The 17,114-nt window shown below is 63.0% G+C and carries 21 protein-coding genes; 9 read left to right on the top strand and 12 right to left on the bottom strand.

The features are described 5' to 3' along the window. Positions 1-107 precede the first annotated feature (107 nt). Positions 108-575: a YbjN domain-containing protein gene (locus PXK07_RS07820; protein ID WP_274847653.1), complete on the top strand. Its 468-nt coding sequence runs from the start codon at positions 108-110 to the stop codon at positions 573-575. A 93-nt stretch (positions 576-668) separates the two neighbouring features. Beyond that, positions 669-1,034: a hypothetical protein gene (locus tag PXK07_RS07825; protein ID WP_274847654.1), complete on the top strand. Its 366-nt coding sequence runs from the start codon at positions 669-671 to the stop codon at positions 1,032-1,034. A gap of 10 nt (positions 1,035-1,044) precedes the next feature. Here PXK07_RS07825 and PXK07_RS07830 read toward each other — a convergent pair whose 3' ends face one another. The 4 genes from PXK07_RS07830 to PXK07_RS07845 form a co-directional block, all read right to left on the bottom strand. Continuing rightward, the gene (locus PXK07_RS07830; RefSeq protein WP_274847655.1) at positions 1,045-2,217 is read right to left on the bottom strand and encodes a lytic murein transglycosylase; all 1,173 of its coding nucleotides are present in this window, start codon (positions 2,215-2,217) and stop codon (positions 1,045-1,047) included. 44 nt (positions 2,218-2,261) lie between these two features. Further along, entirely contained in the window at positions 2,262-3,173 is a 912-nt protein-coding gene (gene cbiB / locus PXK07_RS07835) for an adenosylcobinamide-phosphate synthase CbiB (protein ID WP_274847656.1), read from the bottom strand. Further along, positions 3,170-4,132, bottom strand: a complete 963-nt coding sequence (locus PXK07_RS07840; protein ID WP_274847657.1) for an aminotransferase class I/II-fold pyridoxal phosphate-dependent enzyme — start codon at positions 4,130-4,132, stop codon at positions 3,170-3,172. Before PXK07_RS07840 ends, cbiB begins: the two co-directional genes overlap by 4 nt. Before the next feature lie 142 nt (positions 4,133-4,274). Beyond that, positions 4,275-5,249: a glutathione S-transferase family protein gene (locus tag PXK07_RS07845; protein ID WP_274847658.1), complete on the bottom strand. Its 975-nt coding sequence runs from the start codon at positions 5,247-5,249 to the stop codon at positions 4,275-4,277. Between the two features lie 217 nt (positions 5,250-5,466). On the opposite strand from PXK07_RS07845, the gene PXK07_RS07850 reads away from it, so the two are divergent. Continuing rightward, positions 5,467-5,835: a hypothetical protein gene (locus PXK07_RS07850; RefSeq protein WP_274847659.1), complete on the top strand. Its 369-nt coding sequence runs from the start codon at positions 5,467-5,469 to the stop codon at positions 5,833-5,835. A gap of 89 nt (positions 5,836-5,924) precedes the next feature. Here the strand turns inward: PXK07_RS07850 and PXK07_RS07855 are convergent, their stop codons facing one another. Then, the gene (locus tag PXK07_RS07855; RefSeq protein ID WP_274847660.1) at positions 5,925-7,097 is read right to left on the bottom strand and encodes a MalY/PatB family protein; all 1,173 of its coding nucleotides are present in this window, start codon (positions 7,095-7,097) and stop codon (positions 5,925-5,927) included. A gap of 99 nt (positions 7,098-7,196) precedes the next feature. On the opposite strand from PXK07_RS07855, the gene def (PXK07_RS07860) reads away from it, so the two are divergent. The 5 genes from def (PXK07_RS07860) (at position 7,197) to PXK07_RS07880 (ending at position 10,002) form a co-directional block, all read left to right on the top strand. Next, entirely contained in the window at positions 7,197-7,718 is a 522-nt protein-coding gene (gene def / locus PXK07_RS07860) for a peptide deformylase (protein WP_274847661.1), read from the top strand. A 35-nt stretch (positions 7,719-7,753) separates the two neighbouring features. Beyond that, on the top strand, positions 7,754-8,260 hold the full coding sequence (def, locus tag PXK07_RS07865) for a peptide deformylase (RefSeq protein WP_274847662.1): 507 nt from the start codon (positions 7,754-7,756) through the stop codon (positions 8,258-8,260). After that, the gene (def, locus tag PXK07_RS07870) at positions 8,257-8,754 is read left to right on the top strand and encodes a peptide deformylase (protein ID WP_274847663.1); all 498 of its coding nucleotides are present in this window, start codon (positions 8,257-8,259) and stop codon (positions 8,752-8,754) included. The genes def (PXK07_RS07865) and def (PXK07_RS07870) overlap by 4 nt, the downstream gene beginning before the upstream one ends. Positions 8,755-8,769: 15 nt before the next feature. Then, positions 8,770-9,675: a methionyl-tRNA formyltransferase gene (gene fmt, locus PXK07_RS07875; RefSeq protein ID WP_274847664.1), complete on the top strand. Its 906-nt coding sequence runs from the start codon at positions 8,770-8,772 to the stop codon at positions 9,673-9,675. Positions 9,676-9,765: 90 nt separating this feature from the next. After that, positions 9,766-10,002 (top strand): GlsB/YeaQ/YmgE family stress response membrane protein, encoded by a 237-nt coding sequence (locus tag PXK07_RS07880; protein ID WP_274847665.1) that lies wholly within the window; start codon positions 9,766-9,768, stop codon positions 10,000-10,002. 5 nt (positions 10,003-10,007) lie between these two features. Here the strand turns inward: PXK07_RS07880 and PXK07_RS07885 are convergent, their stop codons facing one another. The 6 genes from PXK07_RS07885 to ispH all read right to left on the bottom strand — a co-directional run bounded on the left by PXK07_RS07885 (position 10,008) and on the right by ispH (position 13,877). Further along, positions 10,008-10,631: a trimeric intracellular cation channel family protein gene (locus tag PXK07_RS07885; RefSeq protein ID WP_274847666.1), complete on the bottom strand. Its 624-nt coding sequence runs from the start codon at positions 10,629-10,631 to the stop codon at positions 10,008-10,010. Between the two features lie 22 nt (positions 10,632-10,653). Further along, a complete protein-coding gene (gene rnhA, locus PXK07_RS07890; RefSeq protein WP_274847667.1) occupies positions 10,654-11,124 on the bottom strand; it encodes a ribonuclease HI in 471 nt (156 codons plus the stop codon). Further along, positions 11,117-11,716: a class I SAM-dependent methyltransferase gene (locus tag PXK07_RS07895; RefSeq protein WP_274847668.1), complete on the bottom strand. Its 600-nt coding sequence runs from the start codon at positions 11,714-11,716 to the stop codon at positions 11,117-11,119. The genes rnhA and PXK07_RS07895 overlap by 8 nt, the downstream gene beginning before the upstream one ends. Next, entirely contained in the window at positions 11,713-12,165 is a 453-nt protein-coding gene (locus tag PXK07_RS07900; protein ID WP_274847669.1) for a DUF3429 domain-containing protein, read from the bottom strand. The genes PXK07_RS07895 and PXK07_RS07900 overlap by 4 nt, the downstream gene beginning before the upstream one ends. Next, positions 12,162-12,776 carry a LysE family translocator gene (locus tag PXK07_RS07905; RefSeq protein WP_274847670.1) on the bottom strand — a complete coding sequence of 205 codons (615 nt, stop codon included), beginning with the start codon at positions 12,774-12,776 and terminating at the stop codon, positions 12,162-12,164. The genes PXK07_RS07900 and PXK07_RS07905 overlap by 4 nt, the downstream gene beginning before the upstream one ends. A 102-nt stretch (positions 12,777-12,878) precedes the next feature. Then, entirely contained in the window at positions 12,879-13,877 is a 999-nt protein-coding gene (gene ispH, locus PXK07_RS07910; protein WP_274847671.1) for a 4-hydroxy-3-methylbut-2-enyl diphosphate reductase, read from the bottom strand. 370 nt (positions 13,878-14,247) lie between these two features. Between ispH and PXK07_RS07915 the strand changes: the two genes are divergently transcribed. After that, positions 14,248-16,380, top strand: coding sequence for an ATP-binding protein (locus PXK07_RS07915; RefSeq protein ID WP_274847672.1), 2,133 nt, complete (start codon positions 14,248-14,250; stop codon positions 16,378-16,380). Between the two features lie 110 nt (positions 16,381-16,490). On the opposite strand, the gene PXK07_RS07920 is transcribed toward PXK07_RS07915, so the two are convergent. Continuing rightward, positions 16,491-17,063, bottom strand: a complete 573-nt coding sequence (locus PXK07_RS07920) for a LabA-like NYN domain-containing protein (protein ID WP_274847673.1) — start codon at positions 17,061-17,063, stop codon at positions 16,491-16,493. Positions 17,064-17,114: the final 51 nt, after the last annotated feature.

Here is a 17,114-nt window from a genome sequence, read left to right on the forward strand (position 1 = left end):
ATCTGCGCCGTCTCGGCGGAAACTCCCCCCTGTCAGGCCGGAGAATTTCTTGTGCCAGGGCAGGCCCCGACTTAGGCTCTTGCTAAACGCCGAAAAGGAGAACCGCCATGCCCCTCGCCAGATCCCTTGCCGTCGCCAGCCTCGTGATGTTGCCTTTGGCGGCGCAGGCCGAAAACCTTTATGCCTTGGATGCAGGAAGCCTGGCGCGGTTCTTTGAGAATGAGGGGGCCGAGGTCGAGCGGACAACCGACAATGTGGGCGACCCCAAATTGCGTGTCGACTATTACGGCAGCGAATTCTCGGTCTACTACTACGGCTGCGACAACAACCGGAACTGCGATGCGGTGCAGTTCTTCTCGGGCTATCAGACCGATGGATCCGTGCGCCTGTCCAAGGTGAACGAGTGGAACATGCAGAACCGGTTTGCCCGCAGCTATATTTCCGAGGAAGGCTCGGCCCGGATCGAGATGGACATCTTCATGGGTCAGGACGGGATCAGCGCCGATGACTTTGCCCGCCAGGTTTCGATCTGGTCGCGTGCGATGAAGGATTTTGAAGAGTTCATCGGCTGGTAAGCCTTTGCCCGTGCAGCTGCAGCTTAAATCGGGGTCGGGCTCTGTCACCGGATCGTGACCCCGCCTGGCCCTCAAAACCGCTAGGCTGCGGGGATGAGATGCGCCCTGGTATCAACAGCACTGTTTCTTTTGGCGGCTGCGGCTGTGGCCGATGCGCCCGGTTGGGCTTTGCGGCCCTCAGATCGGCCATTTGATCCGGTCGAACTGGCCGCGCTGCCGGGGCAATCCTTCGTGTTCTACGATGATGGAGAGGCCCGTTTTGGTTCCGATGGAGCCTATTCCTATACCTATTCAGCGGTGAATGGCGGCGGCACCAGCTGGGGCAGCTATCACCTTGCGCCTGACGGCAGTGTCTGCATCGACTTCGTGGACGGGTTTTCCCGCTGTGATCTCTATGTTCACAGCGGCACCCGCGTGGTGCTGATCACCCAAAAGGGCGCGCGGTTTCCTGTGCGCTAAGGCCTGGGTGTCAGAGCCGGTTCAGCAGCGCAGGCGTGGGCCAGGCATCGGCTGGCAGGCCAAGGCGTTTTTGTTCACTCTGTACCGCGATCCGGGTCTTGGCACCCAGGATGCCGTCGATATCCCCCACGTCATGCCCCAGGGACCGCAGCTTTTTCTGGAGCTGCTTCATCTGCGCGCCGCTGAGGCTCTGATCGGGATTGCCTGCGTCATAGACCGCAGCGCCCTCCAGCCGGGTGGCGAAATAGGCGGCGGTCATCACGTAGGTGAAACTCTGGTTCCATTCGAAATAGACGTCGAAATTCGGATAGGCGAGGAAGGCCGGCCCCTTGTGCCCCTGCGGCAGGATCAGCGAGGCGGGCGTTTCAGGGGCGGGCAGGCGTCCGTCGCGCGCGGCAACCCCCATGCGCGCCCAGTCCGCCACACTCAGCTTTTGCGCAGGCCCGGTGAGCGACAGATCGATGCCGCCGGGCAGGCGCACCTCCTGGATCCAGGGCTGCCCTGCGCGCCAGCCGAGGTGGGACAACATCTTGGCCCCGGACATCAGCGCATCGGGCGCCGAGGTCTTGAGCGTCACATGCCCGTCGCCATCCGCATCGACGCCGTTTTCAAGAATGTCGCGGGGCAGCATCTGCACCATGCCGATTTCCCCGGCCCAGGCGCCGGTGGTGCGCGCCGGGTCGAAATCTCCGTGTGAAAACAGCTCCAGCGCGGCAAAGATCTGCGGGCGAAACAGCTCCGGGCGGCGGCAATCATGGGCCAGGGTCACCAGCGCGTTGCGGGTGTTGAAATCGCCCTGGAAGGCGCCGTAATCGGTCTCGAACGCCCAGAAGGCCAAGAGCACGCCGCGGTTGATGCCATAGGTGCTTTCGATGCGCCGGAAGGTGCTGTCGTATTTCTTTGACATCGCCTTGCCCCGGTCGATCCGGTTCTGCGAGATCAGGCGGCGCGAAAACTCGATAAAGGGTTTCTGGAACACCCCCTGTGCCCGGTCGGCGCGCAGCACCTTTGGATCCTGCTCTGTACCCTTGAAGAAGGCGTTCACCGTGGCGGGATCAAAGCCTGCTGTCACGGCCTCCTGTTTCAAGCCTGCGATGAAATCAGAAAAGCTGCCGCCGCATTCAGCCATGGCGCTTGCGGGCAGCAACGCGGCGGTTGCAAGGGAAAGGGCCAGTTTGCGCATGCCTTCGGTGTCCTTTCTAGACAGGGAGGTTGCCTTGATATGTGCTAGAAGATCACCGCGATGGCAACTGTCAACACAAGGCCTAGCGCCCAGGCCATCCACAGCATCTCGGTGCAGCGCCGGATCGCATGGGCGTCAGCGCTTTTGGCGCCAGCCTCGTGCACCCATGGAAAATCGCGCATCTTTCCGTCGTAGGATCGTGGCCCCGATAGCGCCACGTTCAATGCGCGCGCCATGGCCGCCTCGGGCCAGCCGGCATTGGGAGAGCGGTGCTGTTTCGCATCGGCCGCGATGGCGGGCCAGTCGCGCAGCACGCGGCCGCTCACCGCGATCAGCACGGCGGTCAGCCGCGCCGGGATCAGGTTCAAAAGATCATCCAGCCGGGCGGCGGCCCATCCGAACTCCTCGTAACGCGCGTTGCGGTAGCCGATCATGCTGTCGGCGGTATTGATCATCTTGTAGGCGATCAGCCCCGGCAGCCCGGCCACCAGGAACCAGAAGGCGGGTGCAATCACCCCGTCCGACATGTTTTCCGCACCGCTTTCGATGGCAGAGCGCGCCACTTGCGGGCCGGTCATGCCGTCGGTGTCGCGGCTGACGATCATCGCCACCGCCTGGCGCCCGCCCTCCAGACCGTTTCGCAGCCCTGTGACCACGGCCAGAAGATGATCGATCAGGGAGCGTTGCGCGATCAGCACGGCGGCCAGCAGGATCTCGACCAGGGGACCAAAGAGCGACAGCAGCCAGCCCAGGATCAAGCCCGTCAGGATCAGAGCCGATGCGGCCGCCACGCCCTTGATCTTGCGACCACTGCCTGCGTTCAGCCCCTCGTCCAGTGTCTTGACCAGCCGACCCATCAGCACAGCGGGATGCGGCAGACGATCCCACAGCCAGCGCGGTTCACCAAAGAGCGCATCCAGGATCAGAGCAAGGGCAAGGAGTGTGGCGGTGCTCAAAGGGCGGCCTCCAAACGGGTCCAGCCATGGTCCGGCGGCAGGCCAAGGCGCAGGTATGTGGTGGAATAGGGGAAGATGCGGCTCCAGATATGGGCGCGGGCCAGCCGATCCTGCCAGGCGGCGGCATCATCCACGCGATAGAGCCGGAACAGGTCCGTGCCGCCGACCAGTTCGCCGCCCCTGGGCAGGACCAGATCGTCGAGGCGGGCGGCATCCCTTGCCAGCCGGGCACGGGTCTGCGCGGCCCAATCGCCATCGGTGAGCGCGCGAATGCCGGTCTTCAGCGCCGGGCCGGACACGGCCCAGGGGCCTTGCAGATCGGCCAGGCGTGAAATCAGCGCCGGATCCCCGATGGCAAAGCCCAATCGCAAGCCAGCCAGCCCCCAGAACTTGCCAAAGCTTTTCAGGACCAGCGTTCCCGGCTCCTTGGCCAGGTGGATCAGGCTTTGATCCGGGCAGATGTCGCAGAAGCTTTCGTCGATGATGCGAAACGGCGTGTTGAAGTCTGAGGCCTGCCACAGGCGCCCGTCGGGATTGTTGGGATGGACGGCGACGCAGGCCTCGGCCGGCTGGGTGTCTGCGATGCGCCAGCCCTGCGCGAGAAAGGCGGCAGCGTGTTCATTATAGGTGGGCGTGTCGATCCGTACCCAGCGGGCGGCCGCCAGCGCAGGTGCCAGGGCAATCAGGGCCGAGGCGCCGGGGGAGGCCAGCACCGCCGCACCCTCTGGCACGCGCCAGAACTCGCGCGCCGCCCGGTTCAGCTCGTCGGCGGCGGTCGCATCGGGCAGGGCGGACCAATCCTCGGCTGTGAAATCGGGCAAGGGATAGGGGGCTGGATTGATGCCGGTGGACAGATCGATCCACTCCGAGCGCAGGCCGCCATATGTGGCAATGGCTGCGGAGAGATTACCGCCATGGTCGCGTGCGGTGGGTTCAGCCCCGGTATCCAGTGTCACCATTTCAGGCCCTGACTCGTGAAAGGACACCGATCACCCGGTGCCGGTCGTCAGCCATATGAAACAGGTCAGGTGATAAAGCAACTGGACACTGCAACCCAGGGCGGCATTTTGCGGGCTGGCAGTCAAAAAGGTAAGGAATTCCTTAGCTTCTTCCGTGCGGAGCCTCCCAGTCGATCACCGGGTTGATCGGCAGGATCCGGTTCGGATTGATGGTGTCGTGGCTGTAGTGATAGTGGCGCACGATGTGCTCCATGCCGACGGTTTCCTTGACGCCGGGCCACTGGTACAGTTCTCGCGTATAGGCCCAGAGGTTCGGGTAATCGATCAGCCGGTTGCGGTTGCACTTGAAGTGCAAATGATAGACCGGGTCGAACCGCAATAGCGTGGTGAACAGGCGCCAGTCGGCCTCGGTCACGCGGGTGCCCAGCAGGTATCGGTGTTCTGACAGAAGGTCCTCCAGCCAGTCGAGCGTGTCGAACAGCGGCCCGATTGCCGTATCATAGGCCTCTTGCGTGGTGGCAAAGCCGCAGCGATAGACCCCGTTGTTGAGCGTGTCGTAAATGCGTGCGTTGACCGCCTCGATCGGTTCGCGCAGCTCTTCGGGCCAGTAGTCGTCGCGATTTCCTGTGAGATCGTCAAAGGCCGAGTTGAACATGCGGATGATTTCCGAGCTTTCGTTCGACACGATGGTGTTGCGCTGCTTGTCCCAGAGGATCGGCACGGTGACCCGACCCGAATAGGTGGGGTCGGCGCGGGTGTAGATCTCATAGGCGTAATCATGGCCGAACAGGGTATCACCGGTGGCGCCATGATCGTCGGTCTGAAAGGTCCAGCCACGATCCAGCATGTCGGGGTGGACAACCGAGACAGAGATATGGTCGGCGAGGTCTTTCAACTGGCGAAAGATCAGGGTGCGATGCGCCCAGGGGCAGGCGAGCGAGACATAGAGATGATAGCGCCCGCTTTCGGCGGCAAAGCCCGCATCGCCCGAAGCGCCTGCGCTGCCGTCCGGCGTGATCCAGTTGCGAAACTGCGAGACCGAGCGCTCAAAGGCACCGCCTGTCGATTTGGTATCGTACCATGTGTCATGCCATGTGCCGTCGATCAAAAGACCCATCGTTTCGCTCCTTACCGTTCCAGACCCGCAAAATAGGCAAAGCGGGCCTGCGCGCCACGCCAACAGGCGCGCAGCTTCTCTGCGGATCTGCACAGGGGCACGTGTCCTGCGACCACATGCAGCGGATTTCAGGAAAACTTCACTTGATTTTAGGGCATTGTGAGTCACCCTAGGGCGTGCCCGCAGATCAGAAGATCCCACCAGGAAGGCAATTGCCATGACCACCTATGTTCCCAAGGCCGTTCAGGACGCATTGGACGCCGCGCGTATTCAGGGGATGAAGAAGAAAAGCCGCCTGCGTGTGCAGGTGGGCGAATCCCAGTTTCCCGTTCTGCGCATGTGGAAGGACGGCTTTTCGGTGGAAGAGGTGGACGCACCGCAACTGCGCGGCCTGGTCGATCTCTACGATGGTGCCCGTCACCTGTCGCAATGCCTGATCGTTGCCTCCGAAGCCGAAGGCGGCGAGATGCGCTATGAGTTCAAGCGGGCGACCGCGGCCGCCGAGAAGGCTCCGCTGGATTTCTACCGAGCGCCGGACGCTCCGGTTGGGCTGATCTCATACGACGGGCTGCACGGCGAGGCGTGAGACCTGCCAGCGGCGTGACCTAATGGAGAGACCTTGCCAACTATTGGCATTGGTGGGCGCAGCCATAGGCCGCGCCCTTTGTCGTTTGATTACTGCAGATCCGAGAAGGCCTCGGCCAAGCGCGCGCAGGCCTCTTCGATGCGGGAGCGTTGTGTGCCAAGGTTGAAGCGCAGGAAATCTTCTCCGCCGGTGCCAAAGGTGGTGCCGTGGTTGGCGGCGATCTTTGCGCCCTGTTCCACCCGCTTGGTGAATTCCTCGCGGCTCATGCCGGTGCCGGAGAAATCGACCCAAGAGAGATAGGTCGCGGCCAAGGGCATCGACGACAGACCGGGGATCTTGTCGATTGCGGCGTCAAAAACCTGACGGTTGCCATCCAGGTAGGCGACCAGTTGATCGGCCCATTTGGCACCTTCGGGCGAATAGGCGGCGGCAGTGGCGAATTGCCCGGCCGAGTTCGGCGCCAGGGCAAGGGCCAGCATGCGGCGCTGGAATTGTTCACGCAGGTGCGGATCGGGAATGATCACCTGACCCGTGTGCAGGCCCGCAAAGTTGAAGGTCTTGGACGGCGCGGTCAGCATCAACAGCCGCTCGGTCACGTCCGGAACCGCGTTCTGCATCGGGATGTGTGTGTGGCCGGGATAGACCAGATCGTGGTGGATCTCATCCGACAGCAGGATCAGATCGTGGCGCTTGGCAAAATCCGCAACCGCCTGCAGTTCCGCCTGGCTCCAGACCCGGCCGCCGGGATTGTGCGGCGAGCAGAGGATGACCATCTTTTCCTTGCCGGTCATCTGCGCATCATAGGCGTCAAAATCCATCTCGTAGCGACCATAAGTGTTGGTCATCAGGCATTCGACAACCTCGCGGCCCGCATTGCGGATCACCTTGGCAAAGGCGTGATAGACGGGCGTGAACAGGACGATGCCATCGCCGGGCTGAGTGAAGGTATCTAGGCACATGCCGACACCGTTCACGAGACCCGTGGTGGTGAAGATCGCGTCGGCCTCCACCTCCCAGCCGTGGCGGTTCTGCATCCACCAGCGGATCGCGTCCTTGTAGGGTTTCTCGCAGTTCACGTAGCCATAGACGCCGTGATCGGCCATCTCGCGCATCTTGTCGGTGACCGCGGGAGGTACCGGGAAATCCATGTCTGCCACCCACATCGCCAGCCCGTCATCGGGCGAGACGCCATATAGGCTCTCCATCATGTCCCATTTGGCGCAATGGGTGCCGCGGCGGTCGATGAGGGTGTCAAAATCCATGGCTCGAAACTCCGGTTGTTTGGCAGTGAAGCTACGCACAATGACGCCATGCGCAAGGGGGGCGTTGCAGGGCGGGGTGCAATCGCCTAAATCATGCCCATGAAACGACCGATCCTGATCCACCCCGATCCCCGCCTGAAAAAGGTCTGCGTGCCTGTGCCTGATGTGTCGGACGAGCTGCGCGTGCTGGCCGATGACATGCTGGAAACCATGTATGCCGCACCGGGTATCGGCCTGGCCGCGCCGCAGGTGGGTATCCTGCAGCGAGTGATCGCGATGGATTGCGTCAAGGAAGGTGAGGGCGATGCGCGCCCCCTGGTGATGTTCAACCCCGAGGTCGTCGCCTCCTCCGAGGAAACCAACGTCTACGAGGAAGGCTGCTTGTCGATCCCCGAGCAATACGCCGAGGTGACCCGCCCCAAAGAGGTGCAGGTCAAGTGGATCGACCGCGACGGGCATGAGCAGAGCGAGACCTTTGACGGGCTTTGGGCGACCTGCGTGCAGCATGAGATCGACCATCTGAACGGCAAGCTGTTCATCGACTACCTGAAACCGCTGAAGCGGCAGATGATCACCCGCAAGATGCAAAAGCTGAAACGCGAGCGCGCGCGGGAGCAGTAAACCCCCGCCCGCAGCGCCAGACGAGGGGCTTGCCCATGGCCGTTCTCCCGATCCTGAAATGGCCTGATTCAAGGTTGACCCAGCACTGTGCGCCGGTGGAGCAGGAGCCCCTCGACGATCTGATCGCCGATATGTTCGACACCATGTATGCCGCCAATGGCCGGGGCCTTGCTGCGCCGCAGGTGGGGGTGATGAAACGGCTTTTCGTGATGGATTGCACCTGGAAAGAGGGCAAGCGCTCCCCGATGGTGATGATCAACCCGTCGATCATGGCGGTGGAGCGCGTGCCGGTCACGATGGAGGAAGGCTGCCTGTCGATCCCCGGTGTCATGGTCCCGGTTGAACGCCCCGTGGCTGTCACCGTGCAATGGACCGCCGCCGAAGGGGATATTCACATGGCCGATTTCGACGGCTTCGAGGCGCGCTGCATCCAGCATGAATTCGACCATCTGAACGGCACCCTGACCCTTGATCACCTTGATCCGGCGGCCCGTGCTGCGGTCGAAGCCGAATACTCCGCCCTGAAAGGGACCACAGAATGACCGTCCGCCCCTGCCTGCCCTGGCCCGACAAACGCCTGCGCACCCGCGCCGAAGAGGTCACCGAGATCACCGACGAGATCCGCCAGATCTGGCAGGACATGATCGACACGATGGAGGCGATGCCGGGCGTCGGCCTTGGCGCCAACCAGATCGGCGTGATGCTGCGCCTTGCCGTCGTCGATGGCTCGACCGAGCGCGGCAAGGCGGTGCGCATGGCCAACCCCGAGATCCTGCATGCCTCCACCCAGCTGCGCGAACATGACGAGGCTTCGCCCAACCTCCCTGGCGTTTCCGCCAAGGTGAAACGCCCCCGCGCCGTCACCGTGCGCTACATGGATGAGAGTGGCGAGATCACCGAGCGCGACTTCGTCGGGATCGAGGCGACCTCCGTGCAGCACCAGATCGACCACCTGGACGGCAAGCTCTATATCGATCGGCTCAGCAAGGTGAAGCGTGACATGCTGATCCGAAAATCCAAGAAACTGACCGGCTAATGGGGGGATAGGGCCATGCGCGTCATCTTTATGGGAACGCCCGAGTTTTCCGTGCCGGTGCTGGATGCGCTGGTGGATGCGGGGCATGACATCGCCGCCGTCTATTGTCAGCCGCCGCGCCCGGCGGGCCGCGGCAAGAAGGACCGCCCGACGCCGGTTCACGCACGGGCCGAGGCGCTGGGTCTTGAGGTGCGCCACCCGGTCTCCCTGAAAGGGGCCGAGGAACAGGCGGAGTTTGCAGCCCTTGAGGTGGATGTGGCCGTGGTGGTGGCCTATGGGCTGATCCTGCCGCAGGCGGTGCTGGATGCGCCAAAGCATGGCTGCCTCAATATCCACGCAAGCCTGCTGCCGCGTTGGCGCGGCGCGGCGCCGATCCACCGGGCGATCATGGCGGGCGATGCGGAGACCGGCATCTGCATCATGCAGATGGAGGCGGGGCTGGACACGGGGCCGGTTCTGTTGCGCCAGGCGACGCCCATTGGCGCCGAGGAGACCACCGCCCAGTTGCACGACCGCCTGTCCGACATGGGGGCCGGTCTGATCGTGGAGGCCCTGGCGCTGCTGCCTGACCTCACACCGGACGTGCAGCCCGAAGAGGGCGTCACCTATGCCTCCAAGATTGACAAGGGCGAGGCGCAGATTGATTGGAGCCAACCGGCCGAAGAGGTGGACCGCAAGATCCGTGGCCTGTCGCCCTTTCCCGGCGCCTGGTGCGAGGTCGACGGCCAGCGGGTGAAACTTCTGGCCTCGCGTCTTGCCGACGGCAGCGGTGAGGCGGGCGAAGTGTTGAGTGACAGCCTGACCGTCGCTTGCGGCAGCGGCGCGGTGGAACTGCTGCGCTTGCAAAGAGCAGGCAAAGGCGCGCAGGACCGGGATGTCTTTCTGCGCGGCTTCCCTGTGGCAAAGGGCACGCGCCTGTAATCGGCGTGCGATATTGCGCGCACTTTCTTTTCTTTGCAGGGCCGGGATGCGATCCTGTCCCTGTTTCGCCGTGTTGTTGGAGGAAATGAGATGCCCATTGTCGCACTGATCATCATCGGGGCCGCCGCCGGGTTTCTGGCCACAAGGCTGATGCGGATCGAGGCGGATATCATCACCACCGTGGCCATCGGCATGGCGGGCGCCGTGATTGGCGGGCTGGTGCTGCGTACGCTTCTTGCGGTGATGGGGATGCTGTCGGGCTTTGTCGGCGCGGTGCTTGGCGCCCTGGCACTGATCTGGATCTGGCAGAAATATTTCCAGAAGTAAGGGCCTTAACCGCGCGGCGGGCGGCTTTTGTAGACGGGCAGGTGCCAGCCAAAGGCGATGGAGCCTGCGCGCAGAGCCCAGCAGACCACCGCACAGGCCAATAGGGCCGGGCCCGTCTCCAGCCCCATCCAGATCGCGGTGACAGCGGTGATCGCCCCTGCCATCGCGCAGGAGATGTACAGCTCGCCCTGTTTCAGAACCAGTGGCACCTCGTTGCAGACCACATCGCGCATCAGCCCGCCCAGTGATCCGGTCGCCATGCCCATCAGCACCACGATCACCGGCGGTTTGCCCATGGCGATGGCCGCGCCGGTGCCTGCCGGAACCGCAACTGCCAGGGCAAAACTGTCGAGCCAGATCACCCATTTCATCCGGCTTTCCACCAGATGCGCGGTGACAAAGACCACTCCGGCGGCACCGGTTGCCAGAAGGATGAAATTGGGATCATCCACCCAGAACACCGGGTGACGGTCCAAAAGGAGGTCCCGCACCGTGCCGCCACCCACCGCCGTGAGGCAGGCCACGAAGGCAAAGCCGACGATATCAAGCTGCGCCCGGCTGGCCACCAGCGCGCCAGTGAGGGCAAAGACCAGAACCGAAGCATAATCAAGCAGCGTCAGGACTGTCATGGGCTGCTCTCCGGGAGACTAATCAGGCCGACTTGCGTTTGCCGGGTTTGAAGGGCGCCATGCCCGCGCGGGCCAGCTCATCGGCGCGCTCGTTCTCGGGGTGGCCTGCGTGGCCCTTGACCCATTCCCAGGTCACATCGTGCTGGTGCTGTGCCGCATCCAGGCGCTGCCACAGCTCGGCGTTCTTCACCGGTTTCTTGGCGGCATTCTTCCAGCCGTTCTTCTTCCAGCCGAAGATCCAGCCGGTGATGCCGTTCTTCACATAGTTGCTGTCGGTGACCACGGTGATCTTGCTGGGGCGGCTCAGGCTTTCCAGCGCATTGATCGCCGCCAGCAGCTCCATCCGGTTGTTGGTGGTTTCCGGTTCGCCGCCCTGGAGTTCGCGCTCCTTGACGATGTCACCGCCCTCCATCGCGCGCAACAGAACGCCCCATCCTCCGGGGCCGGGATTTCCGGAGCAGGCTCCGTCGGTATATGCAAAAAGTTCAGCCATGCGCGGTCATTACTACGAAGGTTTCCTCTCCGCCAGCCAGACCTTCGCCATTTCCCTTGCGGCTGCGCGATACGGTGAACCCGGCCTTGGTCAGCAGCTGCCGCAGCTCGTCTTCGCCGTAGTAGGCGTAAAACCGGCCAAGCGAATCGCGCGCCTCTCCGTCGCCCAGCTTCATGCCGATGCTAAAGATTCCCCCCGGTTTCAGGGCGCGTTTGACGCGGGCAAGTTCAGCCGGGAAACCGGCGCGCGGCACATGCAGCAGGCTGAAATTGGCCCAGATCCCATCGTATTGCCCCATTGCATCCAGCGCCTCAAAAGGGCCGACGGCGACCTCCAGCCCGTAAGCCGCGCGGGCATGATCGGCCATCTCTGCTGAGGCATCCAATGCCTCGGCCTGATAGCCATCATCGAGCAGGCGCGCGGCCCAATGGCCCGGACCGCAGCCCAGATCCAGCACACGCGCGCCCTCAGCCAGCCGTTCGGTGAAGGCAGTATAGTCCTCCTCCTGGTCGGTGTCCTTGCTGCGGGCAAAGCCCTTGGCATAATCCGCAGCCGCACGGGCATAGACCGCAAGTGTTTCCTGATCGCTCAAATGTATACTCCGACAGAGAGGGACAGCAGCACCACTGCCGTCAACAGCAGGCGCAGCCGCATCCACCAGGGGGGTGTCAGCTCCCAGACATGGAATATGAGATCCAGCAGCAGCAGACCGGCAAAGCCATAGATCAGGTTCTTGGCTGCCACCTCGGGGCCTCCCCCGGTCATGAGAAAGGCCCATATGGCCGGGATGACCGACAGCACATAGCCAAGCGCGGCCTGGGCGCCATTGGTCCTGGTGGCAAATCCCCACAGGACGCCCGACATGAAGCTGAGGATGACCGAGCCGTAGAACAGCCCCACATAGGGGCCAACGAAACGCGGCCCCAGATTGGCGGCCCCCCAGGCCTGCAGCTCCGGGCGCAGCACCGTGGCCGCGCCCCAGACAAAGGGGATAAGACCGGCAAGGCCCAGCACAAGCGGGACAAGGGGGATCCGGGTCATGCGCGCTCCAGCGCCAGCCGCGCGGCCAGGGCGGCAAAGATCGCCGCAAAGCTGCGGTTGAGCCATGTCAGCACCCGCTCCGATCCAAGCACCAGATCGCGGGCCTTGGCGGCAAAGAGCCCGTAAAGCACGAAGACAAGGAAGGTCATGGCCATGAAGATCCCGCCTAGAAGGGTCATCTCTGCGGTGGCGCTGGTGGGATCGCCAGAGAGGAAGGGCGGCAGCAGCGCCAGGAAAAACACCGACAGTTTGGGGTTGAGGATATTGATCAGGGCGCCGCGCCGGGCAATGCGCAGCCCCGGCTGGGCGCGGGTTTCGGAGGTAATCGCCAGCGCGCCGCCTGATTTCAGTGCCTGCCAGGCAAGGAACAGAAGATAGGCAACGCCTGCGAATTTCACCAGCTGGAACAGAACCGCCGAACTGTGCATCACCGCCGCCAGTCCCAGCGTGGCGGCGGCCAGGTGGGGCAGGATCCCGAGCGTACAGCCAAAGGCCGCCCAGATCGCGGCGCGTGCGCCCTGACCAAGGCCAAGGGCCAGCGTGTAGATGACCCCGGTGCCGGGCGCGATGACCACCACCAGGGCGGTGATCAGGAATTGTAGAGAAATCATCCAAGGCCTCCTGTTTTCGCGCGGGGCGCGGTCCACCTTGTGGTAGCACGGCAGGCGCGTTCAGGGGAGTCTTAGGCTATCCGATACCGACAGTTGCTCGGCTCAGGCCGGGGTGCGCAAGACGCGGGGCACCTTGAATTCGACCCGCTCCACGGCGGTCTCTACGATCTCCACCGTCACGTCAAACCGGCTGCGGAAGGCGTCGATCACCTCGTTGACCAGTAGTTCCGGTGCCGAAGCCCCGGCGGTGATGGCGACACTCTTGATGCCATCCAGGGCGCGCCAGTCGATGTTTTCGGCCCGCTGCACCAGCTGCGAATAGGCGCATCCTGCCTTGGCGCCCACTTCGACCAGACGGCGCGAGTTGGAAGAGTTGGGGGCGCCCACGACCAGCAGCGCGTCGGATTTGGGAGCGACCGCCTTCACCGCTTCCTGCCGGTTGGTGGTGGCATAGCAGATGTCTTCCTTGTGCGGTCCGACGATCTTGGGGAAACGCGCCTCAAGCGCGGCGACGATGTCCTTGGTGTCATCCACCGACAGGGTGGTCTGGGTGACATAGGCCAGGCGGCTTGGGTCGCGCACCTCGACGGTGGCGACATCATCCGGGGTTTCCACCAGCAGCACCTCGCCCTCGGGCAGCTGCCCCATGGTGCCGATGGTTTCGGGGTGGCCCTTGTGGCCGATCATGATCATCTGAAGGCCAGCCTCCGCGTGGCGCTGAGCCTCGATATGCACCTTGGAGACCAGCGGGCAGGTGGCATCCACATAGACCATCCGGCGCTGTTCGGCCTCGGCGGGGACCGATTTAGGCACCCCGTGGGCGGAAAAGATCACCGGGCGGTCCTGCGGGCATTCCTCCAGTTCCTCGACAAAGACGGCGCCCTTGGCACGCAGCCCGTCCACCACGTATTTGTTGTGCACGATCTCATGGCGCACATAGACCGGGGCGCCCCATTTCTCGAGCGCCATCTCGACGATCTTGATCGCCCGGTCCACTCCGGCGCAGAACCCGCGCGGCGCGGCAAGATAAAGGGTGAGGGCCGGTTTGCGGGCCGCATCGCTGTCGGCCTGCTGGTCAAAGGGCATCTCTTGGGTCGTCATGGCGCATCTCCTTGCAGGGCAGAGGTAGGGTGTTCCGCCTGCAAGGTCCAGAGGCAGGAGAAATCCGCGCCTTTCGTTCCAGCCCCTAGAACCGTGCAAGGTCCAATGCCCGGGACGTGGTGAATGTCCGGCCGACTGGGGGCAGTCGGGAAAAATGACGGAATATTAACCCGATGGCGCCATGTTTTTCGGCAAAGGGGCGGCTTCGCTCGCGCGGTTCACGCATGGGTGCGCGAAGGATCCTCTGATCAGATTTAGGCAACAGCCCGGTTTTTAGGGCCCGTGGTATGGTTTGGGGGCCGCAGTGGCGGAGGCAACGAAGGCACAGAACAGCAGCCGCGTTCTTGAACGCAGCGCGATGGAAGACAATATGGATCGCCGATTCCGGACCGTCCGGAGCACGGCGGTTCTTGTCGTGGTGCTCAGCCTCATGTGGGCGGTGTTTGGTGCCTACCTGGGAGAGCCTGCGCTTGTCGGCAATGCACTGGTGGCAGGGTTCGGTTCGGCGACCGCCTGGTTCCTGGTGCAGACACGCCACAAGATGGTGGCGCGGCTGATCTGGTATACGACCGGTCTGTTTGCGGTGCTGGGGGCGGTCTTTACCCTGCATCCGGCCAGCAATGCCGAGATGATGTTCGTGGCGCTTCTGGGCGGGCCATTCATGACTTTTTCCCTGAAGCGGGAGAAACCGATCATCATCGGGCTGATCGTCGGCATTCTCTGCGCCTGGATCGCGACGCGGATTGTCGGCCACGACTACTTTGGCCCGCCGGTCTTTGATGAGGCCTTCTCGCGCAGCTATCTGTCCCTGCCGGTCATGCTGACCATCTTCGGGATCATCATGATCGAGATGATGGCCTTCGGGCAGTTGACCGATTCTTACAGCGAGGAACTGTGGCGCGCGCATCAGAAAGAGCGCAAGGCCAACCGCGCCAAGAGCGAATTCCTGGCCGCCATGAGCCATGAAATCCGCACGCCGATGAACGGCGTTATCGGCATGGTCGAGATTCTGGAGAACACCACGCTCAAGCCCGAGCAGCGGCGCATCCTGCATGCGATCAAGGAGTCCTCCTCGTCCCTGTTGTGGATTATCGATGACATCCTGGATGTGTCGAAGATCGAAGCGGGCAAGATGGAGCTTTCCAACGGGCCGATGCGTCTGCTTCCGGTGGTGGAAAGCGTCGCCGAAACCCTGCGGGCGCATGCGGATCAACAGCGGGTCGAATTGTCTTTGTCGGTGCAGGCCAGCATCCCCGATTCGATTCTGGGGGATGCGGGGCGGCTGCGGCAGATCCTGCTCAATCTCCTTGGCAACGCCATCAAGTTTTCCGCCCCGCAGGAGGGGGCGCCGACCGGGATCGTCAGCCTTCGGGTGGAAACCAGCGGCCCCGACTGGATCGAGTTCATCGTCGAGGACAATGGCATCGGCATGGATGCAGAGGTTCAAAAGGCGATCTTCCAGCCGTTCGAGCGTTCTGGCGATGTGGTGCGGCGGATGATTCAGGGCAATGGTCTGGGCCTGACCATCGTCAAGCAGCTTGCGGAGAAAATGCGGGGGGAAATCTCGGTCACCTCCACCCTGGGGCAGGGATCCGTCTTTACCCTGCGTCTGCCGGTAACCGATGCGACCGGTCCGCTGAAGTGTCTGAGCCTGACCGGGGTGCAGATCGTGGCCATGCTGCCGAAGGGCACGGATACCGCCAGCTGGTCCTCCTGCGCGCTGGCGGCGGATTGCGATATCAAGTGGGTCTCCAATCGCGACGAATACCTGGCGCTTGCCCGCGCGGCGGGGCCGGAAACGATCTTTGTGTTGTCGGCGGCCCAGTCACAGGATCGCACCAGTGAATGGCTGCGTGCCCGGATCGAAGAGGAGCTGCCGGACCTGCAGGTGCTGATGCTCAGCCGGGATCGCACCGAGGTCACGGGAAGGCGCAGCGCGACGCGCTTTGCGGTTCAGGACATGCCGGTGCTGCCCAGCCACTTTTGGGACGGGATCGCCTATCTGTCGGGGCGCAAGGAGGCGCAGGAAGAGGCGCCGGACCGCCGCGCGGTGGACCGGGCGACGCCCAGTGAGATGCGCATCCTGGTGGCAGAGGACAATGAGATCAATCAGGCTGTCTTTGAATCGCAACTGGAGCTTTTGGGCTATTCCGCCGTGATCGTGCGGGACGGCCAGGAGTGCCTGAAGGCCTGGGAGAGCGGAGATTTCGATCTGGTTCTGACCGATTGCCAGATGCCGGTGATGGACGGGTTCGAGATGACCCGCCTGCTGCGGGAGGCCGAACAGCGCGATGGGCGCAGGCCGACGCCGGTGATCGCGGTGACCGCCAACGCGCTGGACGGCGAGGCGGACAAATGCCTGGCCTCAGGGATGGACGGGTATCTGGCCAAACCCGTCACCATCGCGGCGCTGGAGCAGATCCTGAATACCCATCTGCCGATGAGCGGAGGGGCGCGTTCGCTGGCGGGCTCGGATATTCCGCCCCGCGCGGCCCAGGGGTAGAAACAGGAAAAGGCGCCCCGAACTGCGAGGCGCCTTTTGTATCTGTCAGCTTGGGAGATCGAGGCCCATGCCCTGATCAGAACCCAGCCCCAGTCAGAACCCTGCCCCGATCAGGACGGAGAGGTCACTGCGGTGCGCTGTTCGCTGGGGAATTCGCGCGGCGGACGCCCGATCACGTCCTTCAGCTCTTCCAGCTCGATGAAGTTGTCGGCCTGGCGGCGCAACTCGTCCGAGATCATCGGGGGCTGGCTGCGGATGGTCGAGACAACCGAAACCCGCACGCCCTGACGTTGCAGGCTGGCAATCAGCGGCCGAAAATCGCCATCGCCCGAGAACAGCACGATATGATCGACGCGCGGGGCCAGTTCCATGGCGTCCACTGTCAATTCGATATCCATGTTGCCCTTGACCTTCCGGCGGCCCATGCTGTCCGTGTATTCCTTGGCCGGCTTTGTCACCATGGTGAAGCCATTGTAGTGCAGCCAGTCGACCAGGGGTCGGATCGGAGAATACTCGTCATTTTCCAGCAGTGCCGTGTAATAAAAGGCGCGCAACAGCTTTCCACGGCGCATGAATTCCTGCCGCAAAAGCTTATAGTCGATGTCAAAACCCAGCGCCTTTGCTGCTGCGTATAGGTTCGAACCATCGATGAACAGCGCGAGCCGTTCGTCTTTGTAAAACATTAAATTGTCCTTCCGATGTCACCGCGTCGCCAAGTGTACCGTGAGTGAATG

Origin of the sequence: Phaeobacter sp. QD34_24 (genome assembly GCF_028890115.1) — a bacterium.
GTDB lineage: Bacteria > Pseudomonadota > Alphaproteobacteria > Rhodobacterales > Rhodobacteraceae > Phycobacter.

Bases quoted from the DNA above. Each gene is read 5' to 3' on its own strand.
- PXK07_RS07820 (WP_274847653.1), top strand. From the start codon at position 108: ATGCCCCTCGCCAGATCCCTTGCCGTCGCCAGCCTCGTGATGTTGCCT.
- PXK07_RS07825 (WP_274847654.1), top strand. From the start codon at position 669: ATGAGATGCGCCCTGGTATCAACAGCACTGTTTCTTTTGGCGGCTGCG.
- PXK07_RS07830 (WP_274847655.1), bottom strand. From the start codon at position 2,217: ATGCGCAAACTGGCCCTTTCCCTTGCAACCGCCGCGTTGCTGCCCGCA.
- PXK07_RS07840 (WP_274847657.1), bottom strand. From the start codon at position 4,132: ATGGTGACACTGGATACCGGGGCTGAACCCACCGCACGCGACCATGGC.
- PXK07_RS07845 (WP_274847658.1), bottom strand. From the start codon at position 5,249: ATGGGTCTTTTGATCGACGGCACATGGCATGACACATGGTACGATACC.
- PXK07_RS07850 (WP_274847659.1), top strand. From the start codon at position 5,467: ATGACCACCTATGTTCCCAAGGCCGTTCAGGACGCATTGGACGCCGCG.
- PXK07_RS07855 (WP_274847660.1), bottom strand. From the start codon at position 7,097: ATGGATTTTGACACCCTCATCGACCGCCGCGGCACCCATTGCGCCAAA.
- def (WP_274847661.1), top strand. From the start codon at position 7,197: ATGAAACGACCGATCCTGATCCACCCCGATCCCCGCCTGAAAAAGGTC.
- def (WP_274847662.1), top strand. From the start codon at position 7,754: ATGGCCGTTCTCCCGATCCTGAAATGGCCTGATTCAAGGTTGACCCAG.
- def (WP_274847663.1), top strand. From the start codon at position 8,257: ATGACCGTCCGCCCCTGCCTGCCCTGGCCCGACAAACGCCTGCGCACC.
- fmt (WP_274847664.1), top strand. From the start codon at position 8,770: ATGCGCGTCATCTTTATGGGAACGCCCGAGTTTTCCGTGCCGGTGCTG.
- PXK07_RS07880 (WP_274847665.1), top strand. From the start codon at position 9,766: ATGCCCATTGTCGCACTGATCATCATCGGGGCCGCCGCCGGGTTTCTG.
- PXK07_RS07885 (WP_274847666.1), bottom strand. From the start codon at position 10,631: ATGACAGTCCTGACGCTGCTTGATTATGCTTCGGTTCTGGTCTTTGCC.
- rnhA (WP_274847667.1), bottom strand. From the start codon at position 11,124: ATGGCTGAACTTTTTGCATATACCGACGGAGCCTGCTCCGGAAATCCC.
- PXK07_RS07900 (WP_274847669.1), bottom strand. From the start codon at position 12,165: ATGACCCGGATCCCCCTTGTCCCGCTTGTGCTGGGCCTTGCCGGTCTT.
- PXK07_RS07905 (WP_274847670.1), bottom strand. From the start codon at position 12,776: ATGATTTCTCTACAATTCCTGATCACCGCCCTGGTGGTGGTCATCGCG.
- ispH (WP_274847671.1), bottom strand. From the start codon at position 13,877: ATGACGACCCAAGAGATGCCCTTTGACCAGCAGGCCGACAGCGATGCG.
- PXK07_RS07915 (WP_274847672.1), top strand. From the start codon at position 14,248: ATGGATCGCCGATTCCGGACCGTCCGGAGCACGGCGGTTCTTGTCGTG.
- PXK07_RS07920 (WP_274847673.1), bottom strand. From the start codon at position 17,063: ATGTTTTACAAAGACGAACGGCTCGCGCTGTTCATCGATGGTTCGAAC.